This window comes from Methylobacterium sp. 10, from assembly GCF_000519085.1.
GTDB lineage: Bacteria > Pseudomonadota > Alphaproteobacteria > Rhizobiales > Beijerinckiaceae > Methylobacterium.
Window position 1 is genome coordinate 1,123,887 of record NZ_KI912577.1, and the last position, 26,154, is coordinate 1,150,040.

At 66.8% G+C, this 26,154-nt stretch carries 22 protein-coding genes; 13 read left to right on the forward strand and 9 right to left on the reverse strand.

The genetic code is table 11. The annotated features are described in order from the left end of the window. Positions 1 to 24 precede the first annotated feature (24 nt). Positions 25 to 453 carry a cupin domain-containing protein gene (locus K368_RS0105160; RefSeq protein WP_027171461.1) on the reverse strand — a complete coding sequence of 143 codons (429 nt, stop codon included), beginning with the start codon at positions 451 to 453 and terminating at the stop codon, positions 25 to 27. Positions 454 to 478: 25 nt separating this feature from the next. Then, on the reverse strand, positions 479 to 1,243 hold the full coding sequence (locus tag K368_RS0105165) for a hypothetical protein (RefSeq protein ID WP_036265980.1): 765 nt from the start codon (positions 1,241 to 1,243) through the stop codon (positions 479 to 481). A 391-nt stretch (positions 1,244 to 1,634) separates the two neighbouring features. On the opposite strand from K368_RS0105165, the gene K368_RS0105175 reads away from it, so the two are divergent. Then, positions 1,635 to 4,526 (forward strand): phosphoenolpyruvate carboxylase, encoded by a 2,892-nt coding sequence (locus tag K368_RS0105175; protein WP_027171463.1) that lies wholly within the window; start codon positions 1,635 to 1,637, stop codon positions 4,524 to 4,526. 66 nt (positions 4,527 to 4,592) lie between these two features. On the opposite strand, the gene K368_RS0105180 is transcribed toward K368_RS0105175, so the two are convergent. Then, a complete protein-coding gene (locus K368_RS0105180) occupies positions 4,593 to 5,312 on the reverse strand; it encodes a YggS family pyridoxal phosphate-dependent enzyme (RefSeq protein WP_027171464.1) in 720 nt (239 codons plus the stop codon). Positions 5,313 to 5,508: 196 nt separating this feature from the next. On the opposite strand from K368_RS0105180, the gene leuS reads away from it, so the two are divergent. The 7 genes from leuS (at position 5,509) to K368_RS0105215 (ending at position 14,346) form a co-directional block, all read left to right on the forward strand. After that, positions 5,509 to 8,100: a leucine--tRNA ligase gene (gene leuS, locus K368_RS0105185; protein WP_027171465.1), complete on the forward strand. Its 2,592-nt coding sequence runs from the start codon at positions 5,509 to 5,511 to the stop codon at positions 8,098 to 8,100. 215 nt (positions 8,101 to 8,315) lie between these two features. Beyond that, positions 8,316 to 8,867 carry an LPS assembly lipoprotein LptE gene (gene lptE, locus K368_RS0105190; RefSeq protein WP_036265983.1) on the forward strand — a complete coding sequence of 184 codons (552 nt, stop codon included), beginning with the start codon at positions 8,316 to 8,318 and terminating at the stop codon, positions 8,865 to 8,867. Continuing rightward, positions 8,864 to 9,895: a DNA polymerase III subunit delta gene (gene holA / locus K368_RS0105195; protein ID WP_027171467.1), complete on the forward strand. Its 1,032-nt coding sequence runs from the start codon at positions 8,864 to 8,866 to the stop codon at positions 9,893 to 9,895. The genes lptE and holA overlap by 4 nt, the downstream gene beginning before the upstream one ends. A 143-nt stretch (positions 9,896 to 10,038) precedes the next feature. Then, the gene (mnmG, locus tag K368_RS0105200; protein ID WP_027171468.1) at positions 10,039 to 11,928 is read left to right on the forward strand and encodes a tRNA uridine-5-carboxymethylaminomethyl(34) synthesis enzyme MnmG; all 1,890 of its coding nucleotides are present in this window, start codon (positions 10,039 to 10,041) and stop codon (positions 11,926 to 11,928) included. Beyond that, complete coding sequence (gene rsmG / locus K368_RS0105205) at positions 11,918 to 12,559, forward strand: 16S rRNA (guanine(527)-N(7))-methyltransferase RsmG (protein WP_027171469.1); 642 nt, start codon at positions 11,918 to 11,920, stop codon at positions 12,557 to 12,559. The genes mnmG and rsmG overlap by 11 nt, the downstream gene beginning before the upstream one ends. Then, a complete protein-coding gene (locus K368_RS0105210) occupies positions 12,556 to 13,398 on the forward strand; it encodes a ParA family protein (protein ID WP_027171470.1) in 843 nt (280 codons plus the stop codon). Before rsmG ends, K368_RS0105210 begins: the two co-directional genes overlap by 4 nt. Positions 13,399 to 13,452: 54 nt before the next feature. Continuing rightward, positions 13,453 to 14,346, forward strand: coding sequence for a ParB/RepB/Spo0J family partition protein (locus K368_RS0105215; RefSeq protein WP_027171471.1), 894 nt, complete (start codon positions 13,453 to 13,455; stop codon positions 14,344 to 14,346). Between the two features lie 22 nt (positions 14,347 to 14,368). Here K368_RS0105215 and mnmE read toward each other — a convergent pair whose 3' ends face one another. From mnmE to K368_RS0105240, 5 genes are all read right to left on the reverse strand, one after another. Further along, positions 14,369 to 15,676: a tRNA uridine-5-carboxymethylaminomethyl(34) synthesis GTPase MnmE gene (gene mnmE, locus K368_RS0105220; RefSeq protein ID WP_027171472.1), complete on the reverse strand. Its 1,308-nt coding sequence runs from the start codon at positions 15,674 to 15,676 to the stop codon at positions 14,369 to 14,371. 255 nt (positions 15,677 to 15,931) lie between these two features. Next, complete coding sequence (rho, locus tag K368_RS0105225) at positions 15,932 to 17,275, reverse strand: transcription termination factor Rho (protein WP_027171473.1); 1,344 nt, start codon at positions 17,273 to 17,275, stop codon at positions 15,932 to 15,934. 251 nt (positions 17,276 to 17,526) lie between these two features. Further along, positions 17,527 to 18,189, reverse strand: coding sequence for a Smr/MutS family protein (locus K368_RS0105230; protein WP_027171474.1), 663 nt, complete (start codon positions 18,187 to 18,189; stop codon positions 17,527 to 17,529). Next, entirely contained in the window at positions 18,186 to 19,340 is a 1,155-nt protein-coding gene (locus tag K368_RS0105235) for a murein transglycosylase A (protein WP_051440006.1), read from the reverse strand. The genes K368_RS0105230 and K368_RS0105235 overlap by 4 nt, the downstream gene beginning before the upstream one ends. 52 nt (positions 19,341 to 19,392) lie before the next feature. After that, positions 19,393 to 20,121, reverse strand: coding sequence for a Tim44/TimA family putative adaptor protein (locus tag K368_RS0105240; protein ID WP_027171476.1), 729 nt, complete (start codon positions 20,119 to 20,121; stop codon positions 19,393 to 19,395). Positions 20,122 to 20,557: 436 nt separating this feature from the next. Here K368_RS0105240 and secB point away from each other — a divergent pair, with 436 nt between their 5' ends. The 4 genes from secB to K368_RS0105265 all read left to right on the forward strand — a co-directional run bounded on the left by secB (position 20,558) and on the right by K368_RS0105265 (position 24,247). Beyond that, entirely contained in the window at positions 20,558 to 21,067 is a 510-nt protein-coding gene (gene secB, locus K368_RS0105250; protein ID WP_027171477.1) for a protein-export chaperone SecB, read from the forward strand. A gap of 215 nt (positions 21,068 to 21,282) precedes the next feature. Further along, complete coding sequence (locus K368_RS0105255; RefSeq protein WP_027171478.1) at positions 21,283 to 21,768, forward strand: DUF3429 domain-containing protein; 486 nt, start codon at positions 21,283 to 21,285, stop codon at positions 21,766 to 21,768. Positions 21,769 to 21,864: 96 nt separating this feature from the next. After that, positions 21,865 to 23,388: a histidine--tRNA ligase gene (gene hisS, locus K368_RS0105260; RefSeq protein ID WP_027171479.1), complete on the forward strand. Its 1,524-nt coding sequence runs from the start codon at positions 21,865 to 21,867 to the stop codon at positions 23,386 to 23,388. A gap of 262 nt (positions 23,389 to 23,650) precedes the next feature. Continuing rightward, positions 23,651 to 24,247 carry a HupE/UreJ family protein gene (locus K368_RS0105265; protein WP_027171480.1) on the forward strand — a complete coding sequence of 199 codons (597 nt, stop codon included), beginning with the start codon at positions 23,651 to 23,653 and terminating at the stop codon, positions 24,245 to 24,247. Between the two features lie 10 nt (positions 24,248 to 24,257). On the opposite strand, the gene K368_RS0105270 is transcribed toward K368_RS0105265, so the two are convergent. Next, entirely contained in the window at positions 24,258 to 24,881 is a 624-nt protein-coding gene (locus tag K368_RS0105270; RefSeq protein WP_027171481.1) for an NAD(P)H-dependent oxidoreductase, read from the reverse strand. Between the two features lie 154 nt (positions 24,882 to 25,035). Between K368_RS0105270 and K368_RS0105275 the strand changes: the two genes are divergently transcribed. Beyond that, positions 25,036 to 25,971 carry a ring-cleaving dioxygenase gene (locus K368_RS0105275; RefSeq protein WP_027171482.1) on the forward strand — a complete coding sequence of 312 codons (936 nt, stop codon included), beginning with the start codon at positions 25,036 to 25,038 and terminating at the stop codon, positions 25,969 to 25,971. Positions 25,972 to 26,154 lie beyond the last annotated feature (183 nt).

Sequence of the window (26,154 nt, forward strand, 5' to 3'; positions counted from 1 at the left end):
GCGGCGCGAGCGGTGCGTTCCCCCCTAGCCGCGCGGCACCGGCCGCCAGCCCGGGGGCGCCATCTCGAACCCCTCGAACCGGAAGGCCGGGGAGACTGTGCAGCTCACCAATGTCCACGATCCGAGGCTCGTTGCGGTCTGCCAATGCCCCGCCGGCACCACGATCTGCGGCTGGTGGCCACGAGCGAGATCGGGACCGAGATAGGTGGCGGCTGCATCGTGCCCGTTCGGGCTCGTGGTGATCACCAACGGCGCGCCGGCATGCCAGAACCAGATCTCGGAGGCATCGACCCGGTGCCATTCTGAGGTCTCGCCGACATCGAGGAGGTAGTAGATCGCGCTTCCCACCGAACGGCCATCGACCTCCACCGGATCGCGAAACGTTTCGCGGTAATGGCCACCCTCCGGGTGCGGCTGAAGCCCCAGCTTGGCGATCACCTCGGCGGCTTTCATGTCGTTCCCCCTCGTCTCGCGATCATCATTGGCCGGCCGGAATGGCGCCCTGCGGCAATTGCAGGCCGCGAGGAGCGGCGCCCTCCCCTCGTCCCGCTCCCGCGGCGGTGGAAGCTTTGGGGGGACGCGGCGACTTCGCCACGGGCTTGGGCTTCGTCTTGGCGACCGGCGCCACCGTCACCTCCGGGGCGTCGCCGCAACGCCGGTAATCGAGCCGTGCCAGAACCTCGCCGGCCTCGGAGACGATGTTGAGGAAATCTGGTAGCACCGTGAGCTGTGCGTCCCAGCGCACCGGTCCGCCCGTCGTCGCCTCCAGGGCGGCGGGACTGCCGCCCCGGCGCAGGGCCAGGAGATCGGGGCCGAAGGCGGTGGCGGCCTTGTTGCCGATGACGACCTGCAGCACCCGCGTGGTCTCCGGTGTCAGGGGGCGAAGCGGGTTGTCGACGGTGATGGCGCCGCTCCGCGTCACCCAGAGCGAGACGGCGCCTTGCCCTTCGTAGAACGCGCCCTGACCGTTGTCGCAGACTACGATGAGCTCGGGCAGCTTCACGGGGGCGAGATTGACGGCCGGCAATGTTACGGGCGCGGCCAGACCGGAAGCCGCTTCGGCAGGTTTGGCGACGGGTTTCGGCTTGGGCTTTGGTTTCGGCTTGGGCTTGGCCACCGGAGCCTCGATCTCTCCCGCCGGCGCGGCGGCATCCTCCTGGGCGACGACGAGCGTGCCTTCCAGCAGCAGCCCGAGCAGGGCGGCGCAGCACGCGAGCGCACGGCACCGCGCACGTGGCGCCATCCGCGGCCGGAACGTGGGAACTGGAAGTCCGAGAGGACGAGGCGGGATCGGACGGATCTGCATGGTCCTGAGGGTTACCCCAGCCGCGGCAGGGTTGCATCCACTTGTCGCGCATCACGAGAGCGCTTTCGCACAAGGACTGGCCATTGGCTTCTGGACCGCTACCACCGGAACGGTCCTTGCGTCGCGCCCAACGACATGTGGAGCCGAAACCATGCGAACGGATTGCCCTTGCACGGTCGTGACGCCCCCCGGCAAGGCCATCCTGCAGTGGATGACGGATCGTCCGACGCCCATTGTCGCCGGTCCGACGGTCGACTCGTTCTAAGACGGTTCGATTCCGGGGCCACCCTCCTCTTCTCCCCTGCCCAGACAAGGTCGATCGATGCGCATGCTTGACCGCAGCCCAGCCAATGCGGTGCCCGATCCCGGCGAACTGGAACGGGATCTCATCGCCCTGATCGAGGAATCCCGCGAGCGGTCGAGCGAGGATCCGTTCCGCAATCCCGTCCTGGCGGTGACGCTCGCGATCACCCGCCGCTTCGACCGCGACGAGATCGGCGAGAACGACCTCGACGGCTTGTTCACCCGACTGCGGACCCAGGCCCTGGTGGCTCGGGCCGAGCGCCTGCGCGGCTATGTCGGGTTGGACCGGGACGCCCAGGCATCGGCGGACAGTGCGATGCCGGCGCGCCTCGTGGCCGCGATTCCGAAGGGGGCGGGGGATTTCGAGACCTTCCGCGATCTGGTGAGCCGCACCGGATTCGCCGTGGTGTTCACCGCCCACCCGACCTTCGGCATGCCTAAGGCCGTGGCGGCGCTCATCGCGGAGGCCGCGTCGCAGAACAGCGAGGCCACGCGCCTGCCCCTGATGGAGAAGGCCGCCGCTCTTTCGACCCGACCGGATGCGAAGATCAGTCTGGACGACGAGTTCGAGCAGGCTTGCCTCGCGGCCAATCACGGACGCGTGGCCCTGGACAGCTTCAACGCCGCCCTTCTCGACGCCGCCCGCGCCCGTTGGCCCGAGCGCTGGGCGGAGCTGGTGCTCAAGCCCTTCGCCCTTGCCTCCTGGGTCGGTTGCGACACGGACGGGCGCACCGATATCGGCTGGTGGGATACCCTGCGCTACCGGCTGGAATCGAAGCGCATGCAGCTGGACCGGGTGATGCGGCAGCTTCCGGACGTGCCGGCCACCAACGTGGTGCGGGACCTGACGCAGGGCGCGCTGGCGGCCGTGAACCGGCAGCTCGCCGTTGCCCCGCGCCTCGGAACCAAGCCCTCTCTCGAGGCGGTGCACCGCTTCGCCCTGGCGCTCATCATCGAGCGCGAGCGCGCTCAGACCGATTCCGGGCCGATCCTGGCGGGCCTCGCCGGAGCCCTGGGCGGCGTCGAGAGCGATGACGACAAGCGTACCATCGCCCTTCTGCGCTCGGGCATCGCCACCCACGGACTTTCGAATGCCCTTCCGCATTTCCGGCTCAACGCCAGCCAGATCCACAACGCCGTGCGCCGGGTCATTGACCTCGAAGGGGAGCCGACGGACGCGGCGCATCGGCGCTCGCACCTCTCCACCATCCACGCGCTCCTCAACGACGTGCATCCGGTCGCCGTGGATTTCGGGGCGCTCGCTGCCGAGCGCGCCTCGGCCGCGCGCCTGATGATGACCATCGCGCAGATCCTGAAGCACGTGGATGGCACCCATCCGGTGCGCTTCCTCATCGCCGAGACGGAGACCGGATACACCCTTCTAGCCGCCCTCTGGCTGGCCCGGCATTATGGGATCAGCGACAAGGTCGAGATTACGCCGCTGTTCGAGACGGCGAGCGCCCTGGAACAGGGCATCCGCGTCCTCGACGACGCCCTGCGCAATCCGCATTGGCGCGCCTACCTCAAGCGCATCGGGCGCCTGACCGTGCAGTTCGGCTATTCGGATTCGGGCCGCTATGTCGGCCAGCTTGCCGCGAGTTTCTGGATCGAGCGCCTGCGCCTGCGCATCACCGACCTGATGGCGCAGAACGGCCTGTCCGGCATCGAGCTCGCGATCTTCGACACCCATGGCGAATCGATCGGGCGCGGCGCCCATCCGACCTCCCTGCGGGATCGCCTCGCCTATCTCGCGCCGGAGGATTCGCGACACAAGAACCGCAAGGCCGGCATCAAGGTGCGGCTGGAATCGAGCTTCCAGGGCTCGGACGGCTACCTGATGTTCGGCACGCAGGCCCTTGCCCGCTCGACGGTGGAGCGGATCGCCGAGCATCTCTTCGCCTTCGACATCGCCGACGACGATTCCTTTGCCGACTACGTCCTGTCCGATGCGCCGGGCGCCGACGAGACCGACGACCCGATCTACGGGGAGGCCGATTTCGCCGCCGAGTTCTTCACCGTCGCCCGCCAGGACATGGAAGCCCTGGTGGACGACCCCGGCTACGCGGCGCTGCTGGGCACGTTCGGCCCGAGCCTCCTCGACCGCACCGGCTCGCGGCCGGTGGCGCGCCAGAGCGACAGCGGTGGCCCCAGCATGATCACCCATCCCCGCCAAATGCGGGCGATTCCCAACAACGCGATCCTGCATCAGCTCGGCTATCTCGCCAATTCGCTGCACGGCCTCGGCCGGGCGGCGAGCCGCGCACCGGATCTGTTCCGCGACATGCGCCGCGATTCGGTCCGGTTCTCCCGCGCGTTTCGCCTCGCCCAGCATGCCTCGGCGGTGGGCGACCTCGACGTGCTGCGCGCCTATATCGACACGCTAGACCCGGCCATGTGGCTCGAACGGGCACGGCGCACGCAACGCGACGACCGGCGCGACGAACTCCTCGTCATCGCCACCGCCCTCGACCGCCTACGCCTCGCGCCCGACCTGCGCCGCCTGTTCGGCCGCCTGACCAGCGACTGGTTGAGCCTGCAATCCGCGGCTCCTGATCTCGGCAAGATGTCGGTGCGCCTGACCCTGCTTCACGCCCTGCGCCTCGCCCTGATCCACCGGATCTGGTTCCTGGCCGTGCACATTCCGGGCTTCCGTCCGCAATCCGGCATCACCCGCGAGCAGTTGATCGAACGCTTCCTGCGCCTCGACATCGACGGCTGCCTCGCAATGCTCGACGAGATCTTCCCGATCACGCCGGACCCGACTCTCGGCCTCAACTTCGGTGAGCCCGCCGGCCCGCGCGACGTCGGCACCTATGAATCTGAGCACAAGACGATCTTCGGCCCGATCCGCCAGTCCTTCGCCCGCGTCCGTGAGCTGTCCGGCATGATCCAGCACGAGGTGGGTGCGTTCGGCTAGGGCGCCGTCGAGTCCGGTGCCGCTGTGGCGCCCCGGGAATGGGGCGTGGGTGGGATAGGCAGCTCTTCAGGCCCCGGTGGCGCGGGGGCGCTCGCCGAAGATGGCAGTGCCGACGCGGATATGGGTGGCGCCCATTTGGATCGCCGCAGGGTAATCGGAGCTCATGCCCATGGAGAGGATGGGCAGGTTGTGGCGCTCGGCGATGCGCGCAAGGAGGGCGAAATGCGCCGACGGCGGGGCTTCGGCCGGTGGGATGCACATGAGCCCGTTGATCGCGAGCCCGTGGGTCTCACGACACTCGCTGAGAAGGACGTCCACCTGCGAGGGCGAGACCCCGGCCTTTTGCGGTTCGTCGCCGGTATTCACCTGGACCAGCAGCTTCGGTGTCCGGCCCGTGCGCTCGATCGCCTTGGCCAGGGCCGCCGCCAGGGACAGCCGGTCGAGGGCATGGATCACGTCGAACAGCTCCACCGCCTCGCGGGCTTTGTTCGATTGGAGCGGCCCGACGAGGTGAAGCTCGACATCGGGAAAGCGCTCGCGCAAAGCCGGCCACTTCGCCTTCGATTCCTGAACGTAGTTTTCGCCGAAGACCCGATGTCCCGCCTCCAGGGCCGGGACGATACCGTCCGCATCGATGAGCTTCGAGACTGCCACCAGGGAGATTGCGGCCGGGTCCCGCTCGGAATCCTGGGCTGCTTGCACGATCCTCTCGCGCACGGCCGTCAGGCCGGCGACGACGGCGTCGGCGTCCGGATGGGCGTATCTCGGCGGGGAGGAGTCAGGCATGATGTCTCGTGGGCAAAGGAGGAAGGGCGGTTCACGCCTGACCTATCATCCGCAACGCGGGCTGCAAGCGCCGGGCTTCACCGGTGACGGCTCTGTTGACCGGCAAACAGGCCGTGTTAGTCCGGCATCCAACCGCTCCGGCGCCGCGTGAGGCGCCTTGCCAGGCCATCCTGGCCCGTATTTCAGAGTTCCCGACATGACCTCCTCCCCCATGCCCGTTCCGGAGCGCTACAACGCCAAGGATGCCGAGCCACGCTGGCAGGAGGCCTGGGCGGCGCAAGGCATCTACGCCACGAGGAACGACGATCCGCGCCCGAAATACTACGTGCTGGAGATGTTCCCCTATCCTTCGGGGCGCATCCATATGGGCCATGTGCGCAACTACGCCATGGGCGACGTGGTGGCCCGCTACAAACGTGCGAAGGGGTTCGCGGTGCTTCACCCGATGGGCTGGGACGCCTTCGGGTTGCCCGCCGAGAACGCCGCCATGGAGCGCAAGGTCAACCCGCGCGAATGGACCTACGCCAACATCGCCACCATGCGCGGCCAGTTACAGAGCATGGGCCTGTCCCTCGACTGGAGCCGGGAGATCGCCACCTGCGACCCCGATTACTACAAGCACCAGCAGCGGATGTTCCTCGATTTCCTCGACAAGGGACTCGTCACCCGCCGCACCGCCAAGGTGAACTGGGATCCGGTGGATCATACCGTTCTTGCCAACGAGCAGGTCATCGACGGGCGCGGCTGGCGCTCCGGGGCGCTGGTGGAACAGCGTGAGCTGACGCAATGGTTCTTCAAGATCACCGATTTTGCACAGGATCTCTACGACGCCCTCGACGGCCTGGAGCGTTGGCCGGAGAAGGTCCGGGTGATGCAGAAGAACTGGATTGGCCGTTCGGAGGGGCTGGAGGTCCGCTTCGCCTTCGACTCGCGTGACGGCGAGATCAAGGTCTACACGACCCGTCCTGACACCCTGTTCGGCGCAAAGTTCCTGGCCATCGCCGCCGATCACCCGGTCGCGGCGTCCGTGGCCGCAACGCGTCCCGAACTCCAGAGCTTCATCGAGGAGTGCCGCCGCACCGGCACGGCGCAGGCCGCGATCGACACGGCGGAGAAGCTCGGCTTCGATACGGGCTTGCGGGTGCGCCACCCCCTCGACCCATCCTGGCTGCTGCCGGTCTATGTCGCGAACTTTGTGCTGATGGAATATGGCACCGGCGCCGTGTTCGGCTGCCCCGCCCACGACCAGCGCGACCTCGACTTTTCCAACAAATACGGCCTCGGCAATACGCCCGTCGTCTGTCCGGAAGGGCAGGATGCGGCGAGTTTCATCGTCACCGACACCGCCTATGATGGCGATGGACGCATGATCAATTCGGGCTTCCTCGACGACATGACGACGGACGAGGCCTTCCATGCCGTGTCCAACCGACTGGAGGGAGAGATCCTGAACGGCGAGCCGGTGGCGGCGCGCAAGATCCAGTTCCGCCTGCGCGACTGGGGCGTCTCGCGCCAGCGCTATTGGGGTTGCCCGATCCCCATCATCCATTGCGACGCCTGCGGCCCCGTCTCCGTCCCGGTCGCCGACCTGCCGGTGAAGCTGCCGGAAGAAGTGTCGTTCGACACCCCCGGCAACCCGCTGGAGCGGGACTATGCCTGGCGCAACGTGCCCTGCCCGCGCTGCGGTGCTGCGGCCCGGCGCGAGACCGACACGATGGACACCTTCGTCGATTCGTCCTGGTACTACGCGCGCTTTACCGCGCCCTGGCTCAAGGAAGCGCCCACCGATCGTGCGGCGGTGGATCACTGGCTGGCCGTGGACCAGTATATCGGCGGCATCGAGCACGCGATTTTGCACCTGCTCTATGCGCGCTTCTTCACGAGGGCGATGCAGGCGACGGGTTGGTCCGGGGTCTCGGAGCCGTTCGCCGGCCTGTTCACGCAAGGCATGGTCGTCCACGAGACCTACAAGGACGCAGCGGGCGCATGGGTTCAGCCCGCCGATATCCGCATCACCGCCGAGGGCGGTGAGCGTCAGGCGTTTCACGTGAAAACAGATGCGCCGATTTCCATCGGCTCCATCGAAAAGATGTCGAAGTCCAAGAAGAACGTGGTGGACCCGGACGACATCATCGCGAGCTACGGCGCCGATACCGCTCGATGGTTCATGCTGTCAGATTCTCCGCCCGAGCGTGACGTGATCTGGACGGAAGATGGCGTCCAGGGCGCGGCCCGCTTCGTTCAGCGGGTCTGGCGCCTGGTCTCTCTCGCGAGCGGAGTGCCGGCAGGGACTGGCGCATCGGATTCAGCGTTGCGCAAGGCCGCCCACAAGGCTCTGGCCGCCGTGGAGGAGGATGTGGAGCGTCTTCGCTTCAACCGCTGCGTCGCCCATGTCTACACGCTTTCGAACGCTCTCGATGAGGCGATCCGTACAGCCACCGTTTCGCGTGATGCGGCGACGGAAGCGGCGGGCATCCTCACGCAGCTCGTCGCGCCGATGATGCCACATCTGGCCGAAGAATGCTGGGTGGCCCTTGGCCGGCAGGGGCTTGTCGCTGAAGCTGCATGGCCGGTGGTCGATCGTGCGTTGCTGGTGGAGGACGAGATCACCCTCCCCGTCCAGCTCAACGGGAAGAAGCGTGCGGACGTCACGGTGCCTCGCACGGCCGATACCGCGACGGTGGAAGCCCTCGTCCTCGCCGATGAGGCCGTGCGGAAGGCTCTCGAAGGCCGTGTCCCCCGCAAGGTCATCGTGGTGCCTGGGCGGATCGTGAACCTCGTGGTGTGATGGGCGCCTCTATCGGCATTCGGAAGATCTCCCCAATCTCGGCCATGGGAGGCCTGTCGAGTGCGATAGGACGAAGGCAAAACCCCGTGAGATCAACTGTACGGGCGGCGACCATCGTCCTGCCGCAGAGGAATCGTAAAGCTTGCTGCTTATACAGGTGACGCAAGGGGCGGGATCGCCGTAAAGAGCGGGACCGGACGGAGAGCAGTGCTGCGATGATGATGCATGGGCTGAGACAGGCGGTACGGTCCCGCGCGGCGAAGGTCGCGTTGGTCTCCCTCATGGCCGTCAACCTGTCGGCCTGCTTTCGTCCGCTCTACGGACCGACCGCGTCGGGCGAGCCCATGGCCGCCCTCCTCGCCTCGGTACAAGTGGACGACGTCTCCACGGCCGCGGGCCAGGAGCGGCTCGGGCATTACCTGCGCAGCGAACTCATTTTCGATCTCGACGGTTCGGGCCAGCCGTCTCCGAAGCGCTATCGCCTGAAGATGCAGGGCAGCGAGTCGGTGAAGACCCCCATCGTGTCGTCTCAGACGGGTCGTGCCGAAGCGGGTACGCTGGTGGGAACCATCCGGTTCTCCCTCGAATCGCTGGACGGTGCGAAGATCATCACAGAGGGTGTGGCGGTGGCCACCACGACCTACGATCGCTCGATCCAGCGCTTCGCTTCCCTGCGCGCGGCCCGCGATGCCGAGATCCGCTTGGCTAAGACCCTGGCCGACCAGATCAAGACGCGGATCGCTTCCGTTCTGGTAACCAAGCCCTGACCGCCGTCAAGGCCGGCGATATCGAGGCCCTGCTGCGGCGCGGACCCGCGTCGCAGGTCGCGGTCATCCTCGTCTACGGGCCGGATACTGGCCTCGTCTTCGAGCGCGCCAAACGTCTGGCCGAGAGTTTCGTCACCGATCCGTCCGATCCCTTCGCCCTGGTCAAGATAGACGGCGATGTCCTCGCCTCGGATGCAGGCCGGCTCGTGGACGAGGCCGGTACGGTCGGCCTGTTCGGCGGCCAACGCAGCATCTGGGTACGGCCCGGAAGCCGCAATTATGCCCCTGCGGTGGATGCGGCCTTGAAGGCGGACATCGCCGGGGCTCGCATCGTGGTGGAGGCGGGAGACCTCGCCAAGAGCGCGCCCTTGCGGACGCTCTGCGAGAAGTCGCCTCGGGCGCTTGCGCTCCCCTGCTACGCCGATGACGAGCGGGCTCTGGCCGAACTCATCGACCGCACGCTTCAAGAGAATGGCCAGCGCATCGCCCGTGAGGCGCGCGACATCCTGGCCATGAGCCTGGGTGGAGATCGGCGTGCGAGCCTGTCCGAGATCGAGAAGCTGGCGCTCTATGCTCGGGGCCAGACGGAGATCTCCCTGGACGATGTGGAGGCGGTGATCAGCGATGTCGCCGGCAGCGTCCTCAATACGCTGATCGACGCCGCCTTCGTCGGCCGCGGTGAGGAGGTCGAGCGGGATTATCGTCGTTTTCGCCACGAGGGTATGGACCCCTCGATGATGCTCGGCTCGGCCCTGCGCCATGCCCTGACGCTCCTCACCACGCGGATCGCGGGGGAGGGGCAAAGTCCGAGCATGATGGTGGGCAACTGGCGTGGCCTCCACTTTCGCCGCAAGGCCGTCGTCGAGGCTCAGCTTGGGCGCTGGTCCCCCGTCGCCCTCCGCCATGCGGTGCAGCTGCTGCAAGAGGCTGTGCTCGCCTGCCGCCGCTCCCAGTCCGACCTCGCCCATGCCCATGCCTCGGCCACGCTCCTACGTATCGCCACAGAGGCCGCCCGCCGACGTGGCTGAGAGAGGGAGCGCATTTCCCCGCTCGCTTTTTCCCACGTGGCCTTCATGACAAGACGGACTCAGTCTGATGGCGAATTCCGCCGACCGCCGGCTGCGCGCGCGCTGCTCGTTGACGACTCGCTCCGGTCGCGCCTAATCACCCTATGTCCCAGACGAGTTCCTCTTTCGACGTGGTCGTGGTCGGCGGCGGCCATGCCGGCGTGGAAGCGGCTGCCTCCGCCGCCCGCACCGGTGCCCGCACCGCCCTGGTCACTCATTCGGCCGCCACGATCGGCGCGATGTCGTGCAACCCGGCCATCGGCGGTCTCGGTAAGGGACATCTCGTCCGCGAGGTCGATGCCCTTGACGGGCTGATGGGCCGAGCCGCCGATGCAGCCGGGATTCAGTTTCGTCTGCTCAACCGGCGCAAGGGTCCCGCCGTGCGAGGCCCCCGTACACAGGCAGATCGCAGACTCTATGCGCGCGCGATGCAGGAGGCGGTGGCCGACACTGCTAATCTGGTGGTGGTGGAGGGCGAGGTCGCGGATATCTTAGTGGCCGCCGAACGGGTGGCGGGTGTGGTCCTAGCCAACGGCCGGACCATTTCCTGCCCGGCGGTCGTGCTGACCACCGGCACGTTCCTGCGCGGGCTCATCCATATGGGCGAGGTGCAGATCCCCGCTGGGCGCGTCGGGGAGGGGCCGTCCGTCGGACTTGCTCAGACCCTGGACCGGCTGGGCTTTGCCCTGGGACGGCTCAAGACCGGCACCCCTCCCCGCCTCGACGGTCGCACCATCGATTGGTCGGGCCTCGACATGCAGTCTGCGGATGACGATCCCGTACCGTTCTCGACGCTGACGGACAGGATCACCACGCCACAGATCCAATGCGGGATCACCCGCACCACCCAGGCCGTACACGATCTCATTCGCGCCAATCTCCACCGCTCACCGATGTATTCGGGCGGGATTAGCAGCCGTGGACCGCGCTATTGTCCCTCCATTGAGGACAAGGTGGTGCGGTTCGGGGATCGCGAGGGACACCAGATCTTCCTCGAGCCGGAGGGGCTCGACGACCCGACGGTTTATCCCAACGGCATTTCCACCGCTCTGCCAGAGGGCGTGCAACGCGATCTGATCGCCCTGATCCCCGGCCTCGAACATGCGTCGATCGTGCGTCCGGGCTACGCCATCGAATACGATTACGTCGACCCACGCGAACTCGACACCAGCCTTCAAGCCAAGCGCTTGCCCGGCCTTTTCCTCGCAGGACAGATCAACGGCACCACCGGCTACGAAGAAGCGGCGGGGCAGGGGGTGGTGGCCGGGATCAATGCCGCTCGTCTCGCGGGAGGATCGCCCTTGGCCAGTTTCGACCGGGCGGAATCGTATCTCGGCGTGATGATCGACGATCTCGTGACCCATGGGGTCAGCGAGCCCTACCGCATGTTCACGTCGCGCTCGGAGTATCGGCTATCTCTCCGCGTCGACAATGCCGACGAGAGACTGACCCTGCGCGGTGCGGCCCTCGGCTGTGTCGGTTCGGTGAGGGCCGAGCATTTTGCCCGCTCGCAGGGAGAGCTCGACGCAGCACGAATACAACTCAATGCCCTCAGCCTGACACCAGCGGCAGCGGCACGGCACGGCATTGCTCTCAATCAGGATGGCATCCGCCGCAGCGGCTACCAGTTACTGTCCTATCCGGAGATTGGCTGGGATCGCCTACTCGAGGTGTGGCCCGAATTACGGAGCGTGTCCCCCCGTGTGGCGGATCGTTTGCGAACGGATGCGACCTACGCGGTTTATCTCGACCGACAGAGTGCCGATATCGCGGCTTTTCGGCGGGACGAGGCTGTGGCCCTGCCGATCAAGCTCGACTATGCCGCTATTCCGGGCCTCTCGAACGAGATGCAGGCCAAGCTCGAGGCGGTCCGTCCAGTCACGCTTGGGCAGGCGGCGCGAATCGAGGGCGTGACCCCCGCCGCCCTCACTCTCCTCGCGGCGCATGCACGCCGTGCCGACCGCTCCGGCTTGGCGACCGCTCATGGCCGCTAAACAGGACGACCGCACTCGGGTTCTCGCCCAAGCGAACGTTTCACGTGAAACAGCTGAGGCATTGGACATCTACGTCGAGCAGTTGCGACGGTGGCAGAGCGTAAAGAATCTCGTGGGTCCGGCTACCCTCATGGAGGTCTGGACCCGCCATATCGCGGACGCGCTGCAGCTCCTCGATCTCGCGCCGAACGCCACCACATGGCTCGATCTCGGTTCGGGTGCGGGTATCCCCGGCCTCATCCTCGCCATCGCTGGTCGCGAACGGCCTGGCTTTCAGGTCGATCTGATCGAGAGCAATGCCCGCAAATGCGCCTTCCTCACGGAGGCCGCACGTCTCACGAAAGCCCCGGCTCGGGTGCGTAACCTTCGCATCGAAGATGCAATCTCCGACCATGCTGGGGTGGATGTCGTCTGTGCGCGCGCCCTGGCTCCGCTTCACCAGTTGCTCGATTGGACGGAACCGCTGTTGACAACCGGCACCACCGCCCTGTTTCCGAAGGGCCGTGACGCACAAGCAGAATTGACCGCTGCAGCGCAACGGTGGAGATTCGTTTACGATCTGGTGACGAGCCGTACTGAGTCGGAAGCGCGGATCGTCCGCGTTACGACCCTCTCCCGCGTGGATTCATGACCATCGAACCCTCTTCCGCCTCCAGGGTAACCCCCGAGCGGCCGCTACGAATCCTCGCTTTGGCCAATCAGAAGGGCGGCGTCGGCAAAACGACGACGGCCATCAACCTCGGCACCGCGCTCGCTGCAATTGGCGAACGCGTGTTGGTGATTGACCTCGATCCTCAGGGTAACGCCTCCACCGGGCTCGGCATCGATCGTCGTTCGCGGAAGGTCTCGACCTATCACGTGCTCGCCGGGGACGCGTCTCTGGCCCAGGCCGTGGTACCCACTGCCGTGCCTCGATTGATGCTAGCACCGTCCACGATGGATCTTCTTGGCCTCGAACTGGAGATGGCCAGCTCATCGGACCGTGCCCATCGCCTGCGCAACGCCATGCGCGATATCGGCAAGGCGGGTGCGACAGAAGGCGTGACTTACGTCTTGATCGATTGTCCGCCCTCCCTGAATTTGCTGACGATTAACGCCCTCGCGGCCGCCGACGCCGTGCTCGTGCCGATGCAATGCGAGTTCTTCGCCCTCGAAGGCTTGAGCCAACTCCTGCGCACCGTGGAGCAGGTGCGCACGGCTCTGAACCCCCGACTGACGATCCAGGGGGTGGTGCTCACCATGGTAGACCCGCGCAACAACCTCTCGAATCAGGTCGCCGCCGACGTGCGCAGTTTCCTCGGGGACAAGGTCTACGAGACCACGATTCCCCGTAACGTGCGTGTGTCGGAGGCCCCGTCGCATGGCAAGCCGGTGCTGCTCTACGACCTGAAATGCGCCGGCTCGCAAGCCTATCTGCGCCTGGCTTCGGAAGTGATCCAGCGCGAGGGGCGGCTCCCGGTCGCGGCGTAGATCTCTCGTTCTGTCTCGTGAATGCGTAGTGTATCGGAGTTGAAGCAGGTGGCGATGGCGGATGATGTGGCGCGGCCCCGACTTGGGCGTGGGCTTGCAGCCCTGATCGGAGATTTCGGCGACGACAACAGCGATGCGGGAAAGCCGCAGGCACAGCGCAAGGTGGCCGTCGAGTTTCTCCGTCCCAACCCGCGCAACCCGCGTCGCCGCTTCCATGAGGCAGAGCTCGACGAACTGGCAGCCTCCATCAAGCTGCGCGGCATCATCCAGCCCATCGTCGTGCGTGCGCTGGCGGGCGTGCCGGATACCTATGAGATCGTCGCCGGCGAGCGTCGCTGGCGGGCTGCTCAGCGCGCTGGGTTGCACGAAGCGCCCATTGTCGTCGTCGAGATCGACGACCGGACCTCCCTCGAATACGCCATTCTCGAAAACGTCCAGCGCAGCGACCTCAACGCCATCGAAGAGGCCGCGGGTTACGAGCGGCTAATGAGCGAATTCCGCTACAGCCAGACCGAACTCGCCGAGATCATCGGCAAGAGCCGCAGCCACCTCGCCAACACCTTGAGGCTGTTGCAGTTATCCAGCGCGATCCAAGACCGCGTCGTGGCGGGCGAGATCACGGCCGGTCATGCCCGCGCTTTGCTTGCGGTGAGAGACCCCGAGGGTGTCGCTCGGCGGATCGTGGCCGAGGGCCTGTCCGTGCGCGATGTGGAGGCTCTTGCCTCGGCGGAAGTCCCGGAGGGCGATGCGCCGCGTCCCGGGCGCCCGCGTAAGCCTGAGCGCGACGGACAGGTGCGCAGCCTCGAACAGGCCATGACACGGGCGCTTGGCGTTTCGGTTTCGCTGAAATCCAAGAACCAGGGCAGCGGAGAAATTCGCATCCGCTACGAGACGGCGGAAGAACTCGACGCCTTGTGCAAGCGGTTCGAGGTGTCGGACGGGGCATAGGGGGCGTTCTGCAGCGTTATCCTCACTTCCCAATGCAGAAGCCGGAGAACAGGCGGTCAAGCAGGTCTTCGACTCTGACTCGGCCAGCGACCTCGCCGAGAGCACGTACGGCAAGGCGCAGATCCTCAGCCAGGAGTTCCGGAAGGGCAGGCCCCGACAACACGCGGCCGAGGTGATCGCGGCAGCGGGTCAGCCCGTCGCGGTGGCGTTCCCGGGTAACGAGCGCATCGCCGCCGCCGAGGGCTGCTTCGGCCCGTTCCTCAATGATGCTCAGCAGGCGGTCGAGGCCCTGTCCGGTGACCGCGGAAACGGCGATGGTGTCGCTCCCGTCATGTCCGAGGTCAGCCTTCGTGTGTACCCGAATGGTGCGATGGGGCAGGGGGACAGCCCCATTAATAGAGTCGTCGCCGGAGTGAAGAGCAAGGACGAGATCGGCCTGTTCCATCCGTTTGCGGGTGCGGCGGATGCCTTCGGCTTCCACGGGATCGACGGTGTCACGCAGTCCCGCCGTATCGACGATGAGGACCGGCAATCCGCCGAGATCGCAGCGGATTTCGATGAGGTCCCGCGTCGTGCCTGGAATCGCCGAGACAATGGCGGCGTCGCGTCGGCTAAGTGCGTTGAGCAAGGTCGATTTGCCGGCATTGGGAGGGCCGGACAGCACCACTACGAATCCTTCCCGCAGGCGCTCACCTCGTCGGCCATCGGCGAGGACAACGTCGATCTCGTCGCGGATCGCACGCGCTTTCGCATGCAATGTCGCGTCGAGGGCCATCTCGTCGACATCGCCTTCATCCGAGAAATCGAGGGCGGCCTCGGCTCCTGCCAGGAGATCGATCAGGCGGTCCCGCCAATCGGAGACCTTGCGGCCCAGGACACCGTCGAGTTGGCGCAAAGCCTGACGCCGCTGGGCATCCGTTTCCGCCTCGATGAGGTCCGCCGCTCCCTCGGCGGCGGTGAGATCCATCCGCCCGTTCTCCACCGCGCGGCGGCTGAAGGCACCCGGTTCGGCGTGGCGGCATCCTTGATGCGTGGCGAGCGCGGCCATGACGGCGGACCGTACAGCAAGGCCGCCATGGAGGTGGAGTTCGGCCATGTCCTCGCCGGTGAATGTGGCGGGTCCTGGCATCCAGACGATGAGTGCGGAGTCGAGCACGTCTTCGGTCGCTGGGTCGCGAAGGGTGTTTAGCGAGAGTCGACGGGGCGGTGGCAGCCGCCCGGCCATGGCCTCGAGAAGAGACGATGCGGCCGGACCGCTGATGCGGATCACGGCGACGGCGGCCCGACCGAAGCCGCTCGCTGGAGCGAAGATGGTGGTGCCGTCGCTCATGGCGAACATCCTGCCAAGGCTTGCCGGAGTGGGATCAGCATTCCCTGTCCCGAATTATATTAGCCGGCAAATCGAGTGCTTTCCTATGGAAAGCACCGTCGGTCGGCATCGCCGGCATCGATACCGTGTTCTCCGTCATCGACCTCTCCCGAAGCTCCCGGGAGGAGATGAAAGGAAGTCGAGGACAAGAGTCGGTCCCCACCAAGAAGCACCCGCCGTCTATCGACGGGCGTTCAGCCGGAGGGCGGACCGTCCTCAGGTGTTCATCGAATCGAAGAAATCGTTGTTGCTCTTCGTCTGACGCAGCTTGTCCATGAGGAACTCGATGGCGTCGGTGACGCCCATCGGGTTGAGGATGCGGCGGAGAACATAGGTCTTCTTGAGCGAGTCCGGCGGCACCAGGAGCTCTTCCTTGCGGGTGCCCGAGCGGGTGATGTCGATGGCCGGGAAGATCCGCTTGTCCGAGACTTTGCGGTCGAGAATGATCTCGGAGTTGCCGGTGCCCTTGAACTCTTCGAAGATCACCTCGTCCATGCGCGATCCGGTGTCGATGAGGGCGGTGGCGATGATCGACAGGGAGCCGCCCTCCTCGATGTTGCGCGCCGCGCCGAAGAAGCGCTTGGGGCGCTGGAGTGCGTTGGCGTCGACACCGCCGGTGAGAACCTTGCCGGAGGACGGCACGACGGTATTGTAGGCGCGGCCGAGGCGCGTGATCGAATCGAGCAGGATGACCACGTCGCGGCCATGCTCCACGAGGCGCTTGGCCTTCTCGATCACCATTTCGGCCACCTGGACGTGGCGAGTCGCCGGCTCGTCGAAGGTTGAGGCGATGACCTCGCCCTTCACCGAGCGGATCATGTCGGTGACTTCCTCCGGGCGCTCGTCGATGAGCAGCACGATCAGGTAGCATTCCGGGTGGTTGATGGTGATGGACTGCGCGATATTCTGCATCAGCACGGTCTTGCCGGTGCGCGGCGGCGCCACGATCAGGGCGCGCTGGCCCTTGCCGATGGGGGCCACGATGTCGATGATGCGCGGGCTGAAGTCCTTCTTCGGCGGCGCATCGAGTTCGAGCTTGAAGCGCTGCGTCGGGAATAGCGGCGTCAAGTTGTCGAAATGGACCTTGTGCTTGATCTTCTCCGGGTTCTCGAAGTTGATCGTGTTCACCTTGAGCAGGGCGAAGTAGCGCTCGCCGTCCTTCGGGCCTCGGATCGGTCCCTCGACGGTATCTCCGGTACGCAGGCCGAAGCGACGGATCTGGGTGGGCGAGATATAGATGTCGTCGGGCCCCGGCAGGTAGTTCGACTCCGACGAGCGCAGGAAGCCGAACCCGTCCTGCAGCACTTCCACCGTGCCGGCGCCGATGATCTCGACCTCCTTGGCAGCGAGCTGCTTCAGGATGGAGAACATCAACTCCTGCTTGCGCATGGTGGAGGCGTTCTCGACTTCGACCTCCTCGGCGAAGGCGATCAGATCGGTGGGGGTCTTCGACTTCAGATCCTGAAGCTTGACCTCGCGGTGCTGACCGAGATCTGCGGCGACCAATCCGACCTCGGCCGGCGGATCAACGGGGATGAGCGAATCGTTCTGTGACGTCATGGGAGAATGAGAACCGACGATGGACGAGGGTTGATCGGGCGGGACAGTCGGAAAAGCGCCGGATGCCTTGTCGGCACCTATGTCGGAGCGTCGGTAAAGACCGGCTCCGCGCATCGTCTAAGGGGAGCGTATGGCTCTCGGATGCAACACGGCGTAAAAGGAGGGACTTCTCCATATCGCGTTTCCGCATCCTGCTCAAGCCCCACCCGCGCGAGCGAATGGCAAGCCGTTCGGCCGTCGGGACCGACGCCCTAGCGGCGTCTGAGGCGCACGTAGAGCGCGCCCGCGCCGCCGTGATGGCGCGCCGCCTCCTCGAAGCCGATGACGATGCTGCGCAGTTCCGGCGAGCGCAGCCAATGGGGAACCGAGCGGCGCAGGACGCCGCGCTCCGAGAACGCATCGTCATAGCCCACTCCGCCCCCCTTGCCGGTGACGACGAGGACATGGGCGTGGCCCGCCGAGCGGCAGCGCATGAGAAAGCCGACCAGGGCGCCATGAGCCTCGGCCTGATACAGGCCGTGAAGGTCGATCCGCGCCTCTACCTTGAGCGATCCGCGCCGCAGGCCGAGGCGTGCCTTCCGTTCGAGGCCGGGCAGAGGCGGCGCCGCGACGACGGTGGCCGGGGCCGCGACGGGCGCGGGGATCGGCTTCACGATGCGTTTCGCCGGGGCCTTCACGCCACCGGGCGAGGTGGTCCTCTCAGGCACCGGCTTCGTCACGGGTTTGGCGACGAGCCCCGGCGCTTCCGGCTTCTTCTTCGGAAGAGGGGGATTCCCGGCGGCCGGAACCTTGGTCATCGAAGCCTTGGTCATCGGCACGGCACGGCCGCGCAGCGGGGTGATCAGCCGTGCGATCTCGCCCCAGAGGAATGCATCCTCACCCGACAGGCCACGGGGTCTGCGCGGCAACCTCATGGAATGGGCACCACACGCGGCTTCGGCAGCAGGACCACGAAGCCGACCGCATCGCGCAGGTTGCCGGCGGCGATCCCTGCCGCTTCGCCGGTGCCGAGATAGAGGTCGCCCCGCGCCGGGCCGACGATGGCCGAGCCGGTATCGGCGGCGACCACGAGACGCCCCGGCGCGTCCTCCCCCACGATCCGTCCTTCGAGCCAGAACGGCGTTCCATAGCGCCACAGGGTGGAGTCGACCGCGAGGCTGCGGCCCGGCGTCAGAGGAACGCCCGCCGCGCCCGGAGGACCGAGACCGGGATCCTCCACCTCTGCGAGGCGGAAGAAGATATAGGAAGCATTGGCCTGCATCAGCGGCTTGGCGAGGGCCGGATGGGCGCGGAGCCAGCCGGTCCAGCGAGCCAGCGTCAGGCCTTCGAGGGGCAGGTGTCCCGCCTGGACGATGAGCTTGGCCACCGAGGTGTAGGGTCGGCCGTTACGACCGTCATAGAGCACGCGCACGGCCCGCCCATCGGGAAGGCGCACGCGTCCCGAACCCTGGACCTGGAGCACGAAGAGGTCGACCGGATCGCGCAGGTAGAGGAGCGGTCGGGCTCGCTCCCCGATCCCGCCCGCCTCGATGGACGCACGGTCGGGATAGGGCTCGAACCCGGTCCCCGTCGCCCGTGCCGCCCGCAAGGCCGGGTCGAGGCCGGGCTTCGTCTCGCCGGGGGCGAGGCTCACGAGATCGTCCGGCCGGGCGAGGGCGGGGGTGGTGAAGCCGGGGCCGGCGCGGAGGGCGCCGGTGAGTTCAGGCTCGAAATAACCGGTGAGGAAGCCCGTTCGGCGCGGCGGACCACCCGCCTCGCCCGGCCTGACGATACGATAGGCATCGAAATTCCGCGTGAAGAAGGCCCCGGCCTCCCGAGGCTCTACCGACGCGGCACGGCTGCAGGCGGCGGCGAGATCTTCCGCCGAGCCGGCGACGGTCGAGGCGATTTCCACCGGGGGGGCGGCGCAGGTCCGGCGGAACGCGTCGAGGGAGGCGACCGGGTCGGGGCCGGGAAATCCCGGCAGCGTCGCGAGGTCCACGGGCTCCAGAATCGCCTCTCCCACGCGAAGCGGCCCGGCCGCGATAGCGACCGGGCCGGGGAGACAGCCAGCGACGAGAGCCAGGGCGACGACGGACGCCCAATTGAAAAACCCACTCACGACAAACCCTGGATCCTCAGGCGCCGGCTTCCGTGGCCACCAGCTGCCAGTTCGGATCGCGGCTGCCCAGCGTACGGGCGAAGGTCCAGACATCCGGCACTTCGGCCACGGCCTCGGCATTGCCGTCGATGACCTGACCTTCGGCGTTGCGGGTGGCGGTGATGAGGTGCGAGAGGAACCGCACCGTCACCTGCGCCACCTTGTTGCGGACGTCCACGGCGACGATCTCCGCCTTGTCGAGAGAGACGAAGGTAGTCTCGACCGTCTCGCGGCGCGATTCGCGGGCGGTGATCTCGCGCTCGAAGCCTTCGCAGACCTCCCGCGAGAGCAGGCTGCGGAGGGTCTTGCGGTCGCCCTTGGCGAAGGCGATCACGATGGCTTCATAGGCACCCTTCGCGCCTTCGACGAAAGCGCGGGGGTCGAAGCCCGGCTCCGCTTGGACGATGGCTTCGAGCCCATGGGCGACGGCCGAGCCGGGCTCGGCGATGCCACGCCAGTCACGGACCTCGGCAACAGCGGCGGGCGCCGAATCAGTCTGCGGCTGAGCACGGTCCGCACCCGGCAGACGCACCACGTTGTCGCCGTCCGACCGCGCCGGTGGCGCCGGGTTGCGGCTCCGGTCCACCGGTTTGAACGGCGAGCGCTCGGTCCCGGTCTTCTGCCCGAGCACCGACCGAAGCCGCCAGATGACGAACACCGCGAGCCCCAGGAAGATCAGAGTCGTCAAATCGAAGGAATCCTGCATCACCGATCCGATCGTGGCCGTCGCACGACATGTGTGTTCGAGGGGGCTCCCGAAAATCCCGCCGCTAAGCCCTTTATCGGAGCGCCGCGCAAGGATCGAGCCGGAGAATCCAAGGATCCCGCCCTGGATGAGGAGGACGCGACCCACGAGCTCGATCCGCATATGGGACTCGCCGTGCGCCGTATCCAGGCACGGAGGAGCCATGCCGGAGGGTTCAGGGTCAAGAGCGGATCGCCGAGTCCGGAGACGGCTTCGCTTCCTGGGCCGTACTCCCGGCTCTCGCGCTGCGTCCGCTCCCGCCGCTCGTCTTGTCCGAGGTGGCCCATCGTGTTAGCGCGCTGTCGCTCGGACCCGGCCCTGCGACGATCAGACGATACGCCGCGCAGTGGATCGCCGAGGTGCCCCGACAGACCCCGCGAAAGAGGACGAGAACGCCATGGCCGATACCCCGGCACCGAACGGCAACGGCGCGGCTCCCGCCGAAGACCAGTCGCCCGCCATCAACGCGCTGGCACAATACGCCAAGGATCTCTCCTTCGAGAACCCGAACGCGCCGCGCTCGCTCCAGCCGCAGGAAAGCGGTCCGCAGATCAACATTCAGGTCAACGTCAACGCCAAGCAGCTGGCGGAGGCCGATTTCGAGGTCGAGCTGACCCTGGAAGGCGATGCCAAGATCAACAACGAGGTGTTGTTCGCCTTTGAGCTGAACTATGCCGGCATCTTCCGCATGCGCAACATCCCGCAGGACCAGCTCCACCCAGCCGTGATGATCGAGTGCCCGCGCCTGCTCTTCCCCTTCGCGCGCCAGATCATCGCTGAGGCCGTACGCAACGGCGGCTTCCCGCCCCTGTATATTGACCCGATCGATTTCGTCGGCCTCTACCGGCAGAAGGCCTTCGAGGCCCAGAACCAGCAGGCCGGCGAGGCCGGACCGCTGGCTTCCTGATTCGGCGAGATTTCGTCGAGGATCGGACTGTCTTCGATCCCGGAAACGTCCCGGCCGCTCTTCGCGTGCCGGGGCGTTTCTGTCTCGGGATGCAAACGGCGTGTTGCACGTGAAAACAGCCGCGCTTCCCCAACGGCGCCGATCGATGGCAAGTCGCATCCCGGAACCCCACCCCGGCGGGAGGGTTACCCGGCGAGGCGAGGAGCAGTCAGGGAATGGCTCGGGACGACAGACGCACGCTCCATGTGAGCGAACCCCGCGCGGTGCCCTGGCTCGGCATCGTCTTTGGCTACGGTCCGATGCTGCCCTTCGCCGTCGGCGCGGCACTGGCCTGGTGGCGGCGCGACGATCTCGGGGATGCGATCCTTTACCTCACCATCTTGTGGGGCTGCGCCATCCTGCTGTTCCTGTCGGGCGTGCGACGTGGCGTCAGCTTCCGCACCGAGGGCGGCCCCACCTTCATACAGATCGCCACCATGCTAGGCCTGTTCGGCCTTGGCTTTCTCGCCCTGGTCTCGGCTTCCCTCGGCTTGACGGTGCTGGCTCTCGCTCTCCTGATAGCCGGCTTCACCACCGTGGCGATTCTCGATCCCATCGCCGCCCGCACCGGGGAAGCCCCGCTCTTCTTCGCGCGCCTGCGACCGACGCAGATCCCCATCGCCATCCTCAGCCTGTGCGCCCTGCTGGCCCTGAAAGTCTGAGAAGCACGACCCTATCCCCGGTGCGCTTGCCGCTCGGGAGCGCGCGGGATAGAGCCCGCCTGATACCGACAGACCGAGCGAAGAAGCGAAGACACCATGGCCAAGGCCGATTCCACGAAGGCCGACACGTTGAAGGCGCGACTGCCGCGCGGCTTCGTCGACCGCCGGGCCGACGAGATCGCCGCGCAGCACCGGATGCTGGAGACGATCCGCCAGAGCTTCGAGCTCTACGGGTTCGAGGCTCTGGAGACCCCCTTCGTCGAATACACCGAGTCGCTCGGCAAGTTCCTGCCCGATCTCGACCGCCCGAACGAGGGCGTGTTCTCGTTCCAGGACGACGACGAATCCTGGCTCAGCCTGCGCTACGACCTCACCGCGCCCCTGGCCCGGCACGTCGCCGAGCATTTCGACGCCATCCCCAAACCCTATCGCAGCTTCCGCGCCGGCTACGTCTTCCGCAACGAGAAGCCGGGCCCGGGCCGCTTCCGGCAGTTCATGCAATGCGATGCCGACATCGTCGGCGCCGGCTCCGTCGCGGCGGATGCCGAGATCTGCATGCTGATGGCCGATACGCTCGAAAAGCTCGGGCTGTCGGGCCAGTACGTCATCAAGGTCAACAACCGGAAGGTGCTCGACGGGGTGATGGAGGCGATCGGCCTCTCGGGCGACGACAAGGCCGGCCAGCGCCTCACCGTACTGCGCGCCATCGACAAGCTCGACCGCCTCGGCGTCGAGGGCGTGCGCCAACTTCTTGGCGAGGGCCGCAAGGACGAGAGCGGTGATTTCGCGAAGGGGGCAGGGCTCGCGCCCGACGCCATCGAGCGAATCCTCGCCTATGTCTCGTTCCAGGCAGCCCCCGACGCCGAGGGCGACCGGATGGCTTTCTGGGAGCAGTTCTTCGGCTCGTGGAGCGACGTCGTCGGCTCGTCCGAGACGGGCCGCGAAGGCATCGCCGAACTGCATGCCATCATGCGCCTCTGCGCGGCGGCGGGCTATGGCCACGACCGCATCCGGGCCGACCCCTCGGTGGTGCGGGGCCTCGAATACTATACCGGTCCGGTCTACGAGGCTGAACTGACCTTCCCCGTCACTAACGAGGACGGCCAGACCGTGCGCTTCGGGTCGGTGGCGGGCGGCGGCCGCTACGACGGCCTCGTCGGCCGTTTTCGCGCCGAGCCCGTGCCGGCCACCGGCTTTTCTATCGGCGTGTCGCGGCTGTTCTCGGCGCTTCAACTGACCGGGAGCCCGCTTCTCGAAGGCACCGCGAAGCCCGGCCCAGTGGTGGTGCTGGTCCTCGACCGCGACAACATGGCCGATTACCAGCGCCTGGTGGCACGTCTGCGCGAGGCCGGCATCCGCGCCGAACTCTATCTCGGCGGCTCGGGCATGAAGGCTCAGATGAAATACGCCGACCGGCGCGGCAGCCCTTGCGCCATCATCCAGGGCTCGAACGAGCGCGAGGCCGGCGAGGTTCAGGTCAAGGACCTGATCGAGGGCGCCAAGGCAGCGGGCGCCATCGCCAGTAACGCCGAATGGAAAGCCGCCCGCCCGGCACAGTTCTCGGTGAAGGAAGACGAGATGGTCGAGCGCGTCCGCGAGGTGCTGGCGCGGCATTTCTGAGACGGGTTTCGCTGACTCCCGCGCTGGGCTCCAGCTCATCTTCCGCGTCGCTACAGGCAGCGGGGGAAGGGGCGCGGTTATCCGCCCTGTGTCTCATATGGGAGAGGCCGTACCGGGCTGGCCATCCCTTGGCCCTATGCGGAAGGCGAGACGAAACCCACGAAATAAGGGTCCCGCCATCGTCGGCACGACCGTTGCCAGGACTGGTCACGTCCTGCATTCAGGGCGGGTGACGGCCTCTAGGGTTAAGGGGAGAGTGGGAATGAGACGCTGCGTTGGAATTCTGCCGGGTCTGGCACTCGGTCTCATGGCCGGCCCTGCCCTCGCCCATACCGGGCAGGGCGATGCGGCGGGCCTCGCTCATGGGTTCCTGCATCCGCTGACCGGTCTCGACCACATGCTCGCCATGGTGGCGGTGGGCCTCGTCGCTGCGCAGGTCGGCGGCCGGGCGATGCTCCTCGTCCCGCTGTCTTTCATCGGCATGATGGTTTTGGGCGGCGTTCTCGGTGCGGCCGGCGTGGCGCTTCCGCATGTGGAGACGGTCATCGCCCTGTCCGTGGCTGTGCTCGGTGCCGCCGTCGCCCTGCGCCTCACGATGCCGGTGGCGGTGGCCATGGCCCTCGTGGGTGTCTTCGCGGTGTTCCACGGCCATGCGCATGGAGCCGAGATGCCGGAGGCGGCCTCGGGCCTCGCCTATGGCACCGGCTTCATGGCCGCCACCGCTATGCTCCACGCCGCGGGCCTCGGTCTCGGCCTCGGCATGGGCCGTCTCGGTGAGGGGAATGGGCGTCCGGCCCTGCGCGTCGCTGGCGCTGCGTTCGCCGCCGCCGGCCTCGGCCTCCTGGCCGGCGCTTTCTGAGCGCTTAGCCCTACAGCGTTCGCGCCAGGGCCCCGGCCTCGGCGCGGGCTCGCTCGCGGGATTGCCGGTCGAGATCGGCTCCCATCAGCCCCTTCTCCACCGCGATCTGGTGGACATCGGTGACGCCGACCATGCGCAGCCAGGTCGCCATGTAGGTCGATTGGTGATCGTAGATCTCGGCGGGGAAATCATCGCCGATGGCGACGCCCCGCGCATTGACGACGACGGCCGTCGCCACGAGCATCCCGTTCTGGCCGCGCTCGTCGAAGGTGAAGAGCAGGTCCTTCTGGGAGACCAGATCGAACAGGTGCTTGAGCTTATAGGGAATGGTGTAATTCCACATCGGCACCGCGAACAGGATCAGGTCGGCAGCCTGGAACCTGACCGCCAGGGCGCGGATCGCGACCCAGGCCTCCTCCTGCGCCGGGCTCAGGGTGTCGCCCGCCAGCGCCGCGTATTTGCCGGCCAGCGCCTCCCCGTCGAAGTCCGGAAGCGACGTGTTCCAGACGTCGAGCACGTCCACCGTGCCCTCCGGATGCGTCTCTCCCCAGGCGTCCAGGAAGGCGTGGGCGACTTCGATCGACGCCGAGCGCTCCTTGCGCGGTGACGCTTCGACGTAGAGCAGGTGGGGCATGCGGAGGGCTCCAATGGTGGTGGGCAGAGGAATGTATCGCGCGTCCCGCTCCGGCCCAGGGGCAGGCCGCCGTTCCGGATGATCCGCGGGGCCATCGCATTCTGGCGATGGACAACCCATCTCAGTGGGACATCGTCGTTCGCAGGATAGGCCGATGCAGCTCACCGGACTTCATCACCTCACCGCCATCACCGCGCAGGCCGCCGACAATGCGGCCTTCTACACGGGGATTCTCGGACTGAGGCTCGTGAAGAAGACGGTGAACCAGGACGACGTCTCGGCCTACCACCTGTTCTACGCCGACGGCATCGCCTCACCCGGCACCGACATGACCTTCTTCGACTGGCCAGCGCCGCCTGAGCGCCGCGGCACCGACAGTATCGTCCGGACGGCGTTCCGCGTCTCGGGAGAGGGCGCGATCGACTGGTGGCACGAGCATCTTGCCCGCCAGGGCGTGACGCATGGGGAGCCGGTCTTGCGCGACGGCCGTCTCACGCTGGATTTCGAGGATGCGGAAGGCCAGCGCCTGATGCTGGTGGATGACGGCGGCGCCGGCGACGCCCATCCCTGGGCCGCGAGCCCGGTGCCGGTGGAACGCCAGATCCGGGGCCTGGGACCGATCCGCCTCAGCCTCGCGCGGATCGGGGCGACGGAAGCGGTGCTCGCTGAGGTACTCGGCATGAGCCACGTCCGGACCTATGACGCGCCGGTAGGCGAGGTTCGCGTCTGGCAGATGGGCGAGGGGGGGGCGGGAGCCGAGCTCCACCTTCTGGCCGAACCCGGTTTGCCGCCCGCGCGACAGGGAGCGGGGGCGGTCCACCACGTCGCCTTCCGCATTCCCGATGCGGATTACGCAGCCTGGGCCGATACGCTGAAGCAGCGCCGCATGCCCTCCAGCGGACCGGTGGACCGCTACTATTTCCGCAGCCTCTACTTTCGCGAACCCAGCGGCATCCTGTTCGAGATTGCCACCGACGGTCCAGGCTTCACCGCCGACGAACCATTGGAGACCTTAGGCGAGCGCTTGTCCCTGCCGCCCTTCCTCGAAGATCGCCGCGGCGAGATCGAAGCGGGGCTGAAGCCCCTGTGATCGCAAGGCCACCGGACTGAGCAGGTTTCGTCGGAGAAGGACGCCGCCACGGATCGGCTGTGGCCGAACGGTCGATGAAGCCGGAGGCACCATCCTGCTCGAACGAAACGAAGGAAAGGGTGCTCCAGCGCGCCCTGCGCACCGTGCTGCCAAGCATCGCCTCGATCGGCGATGATCCCCTCA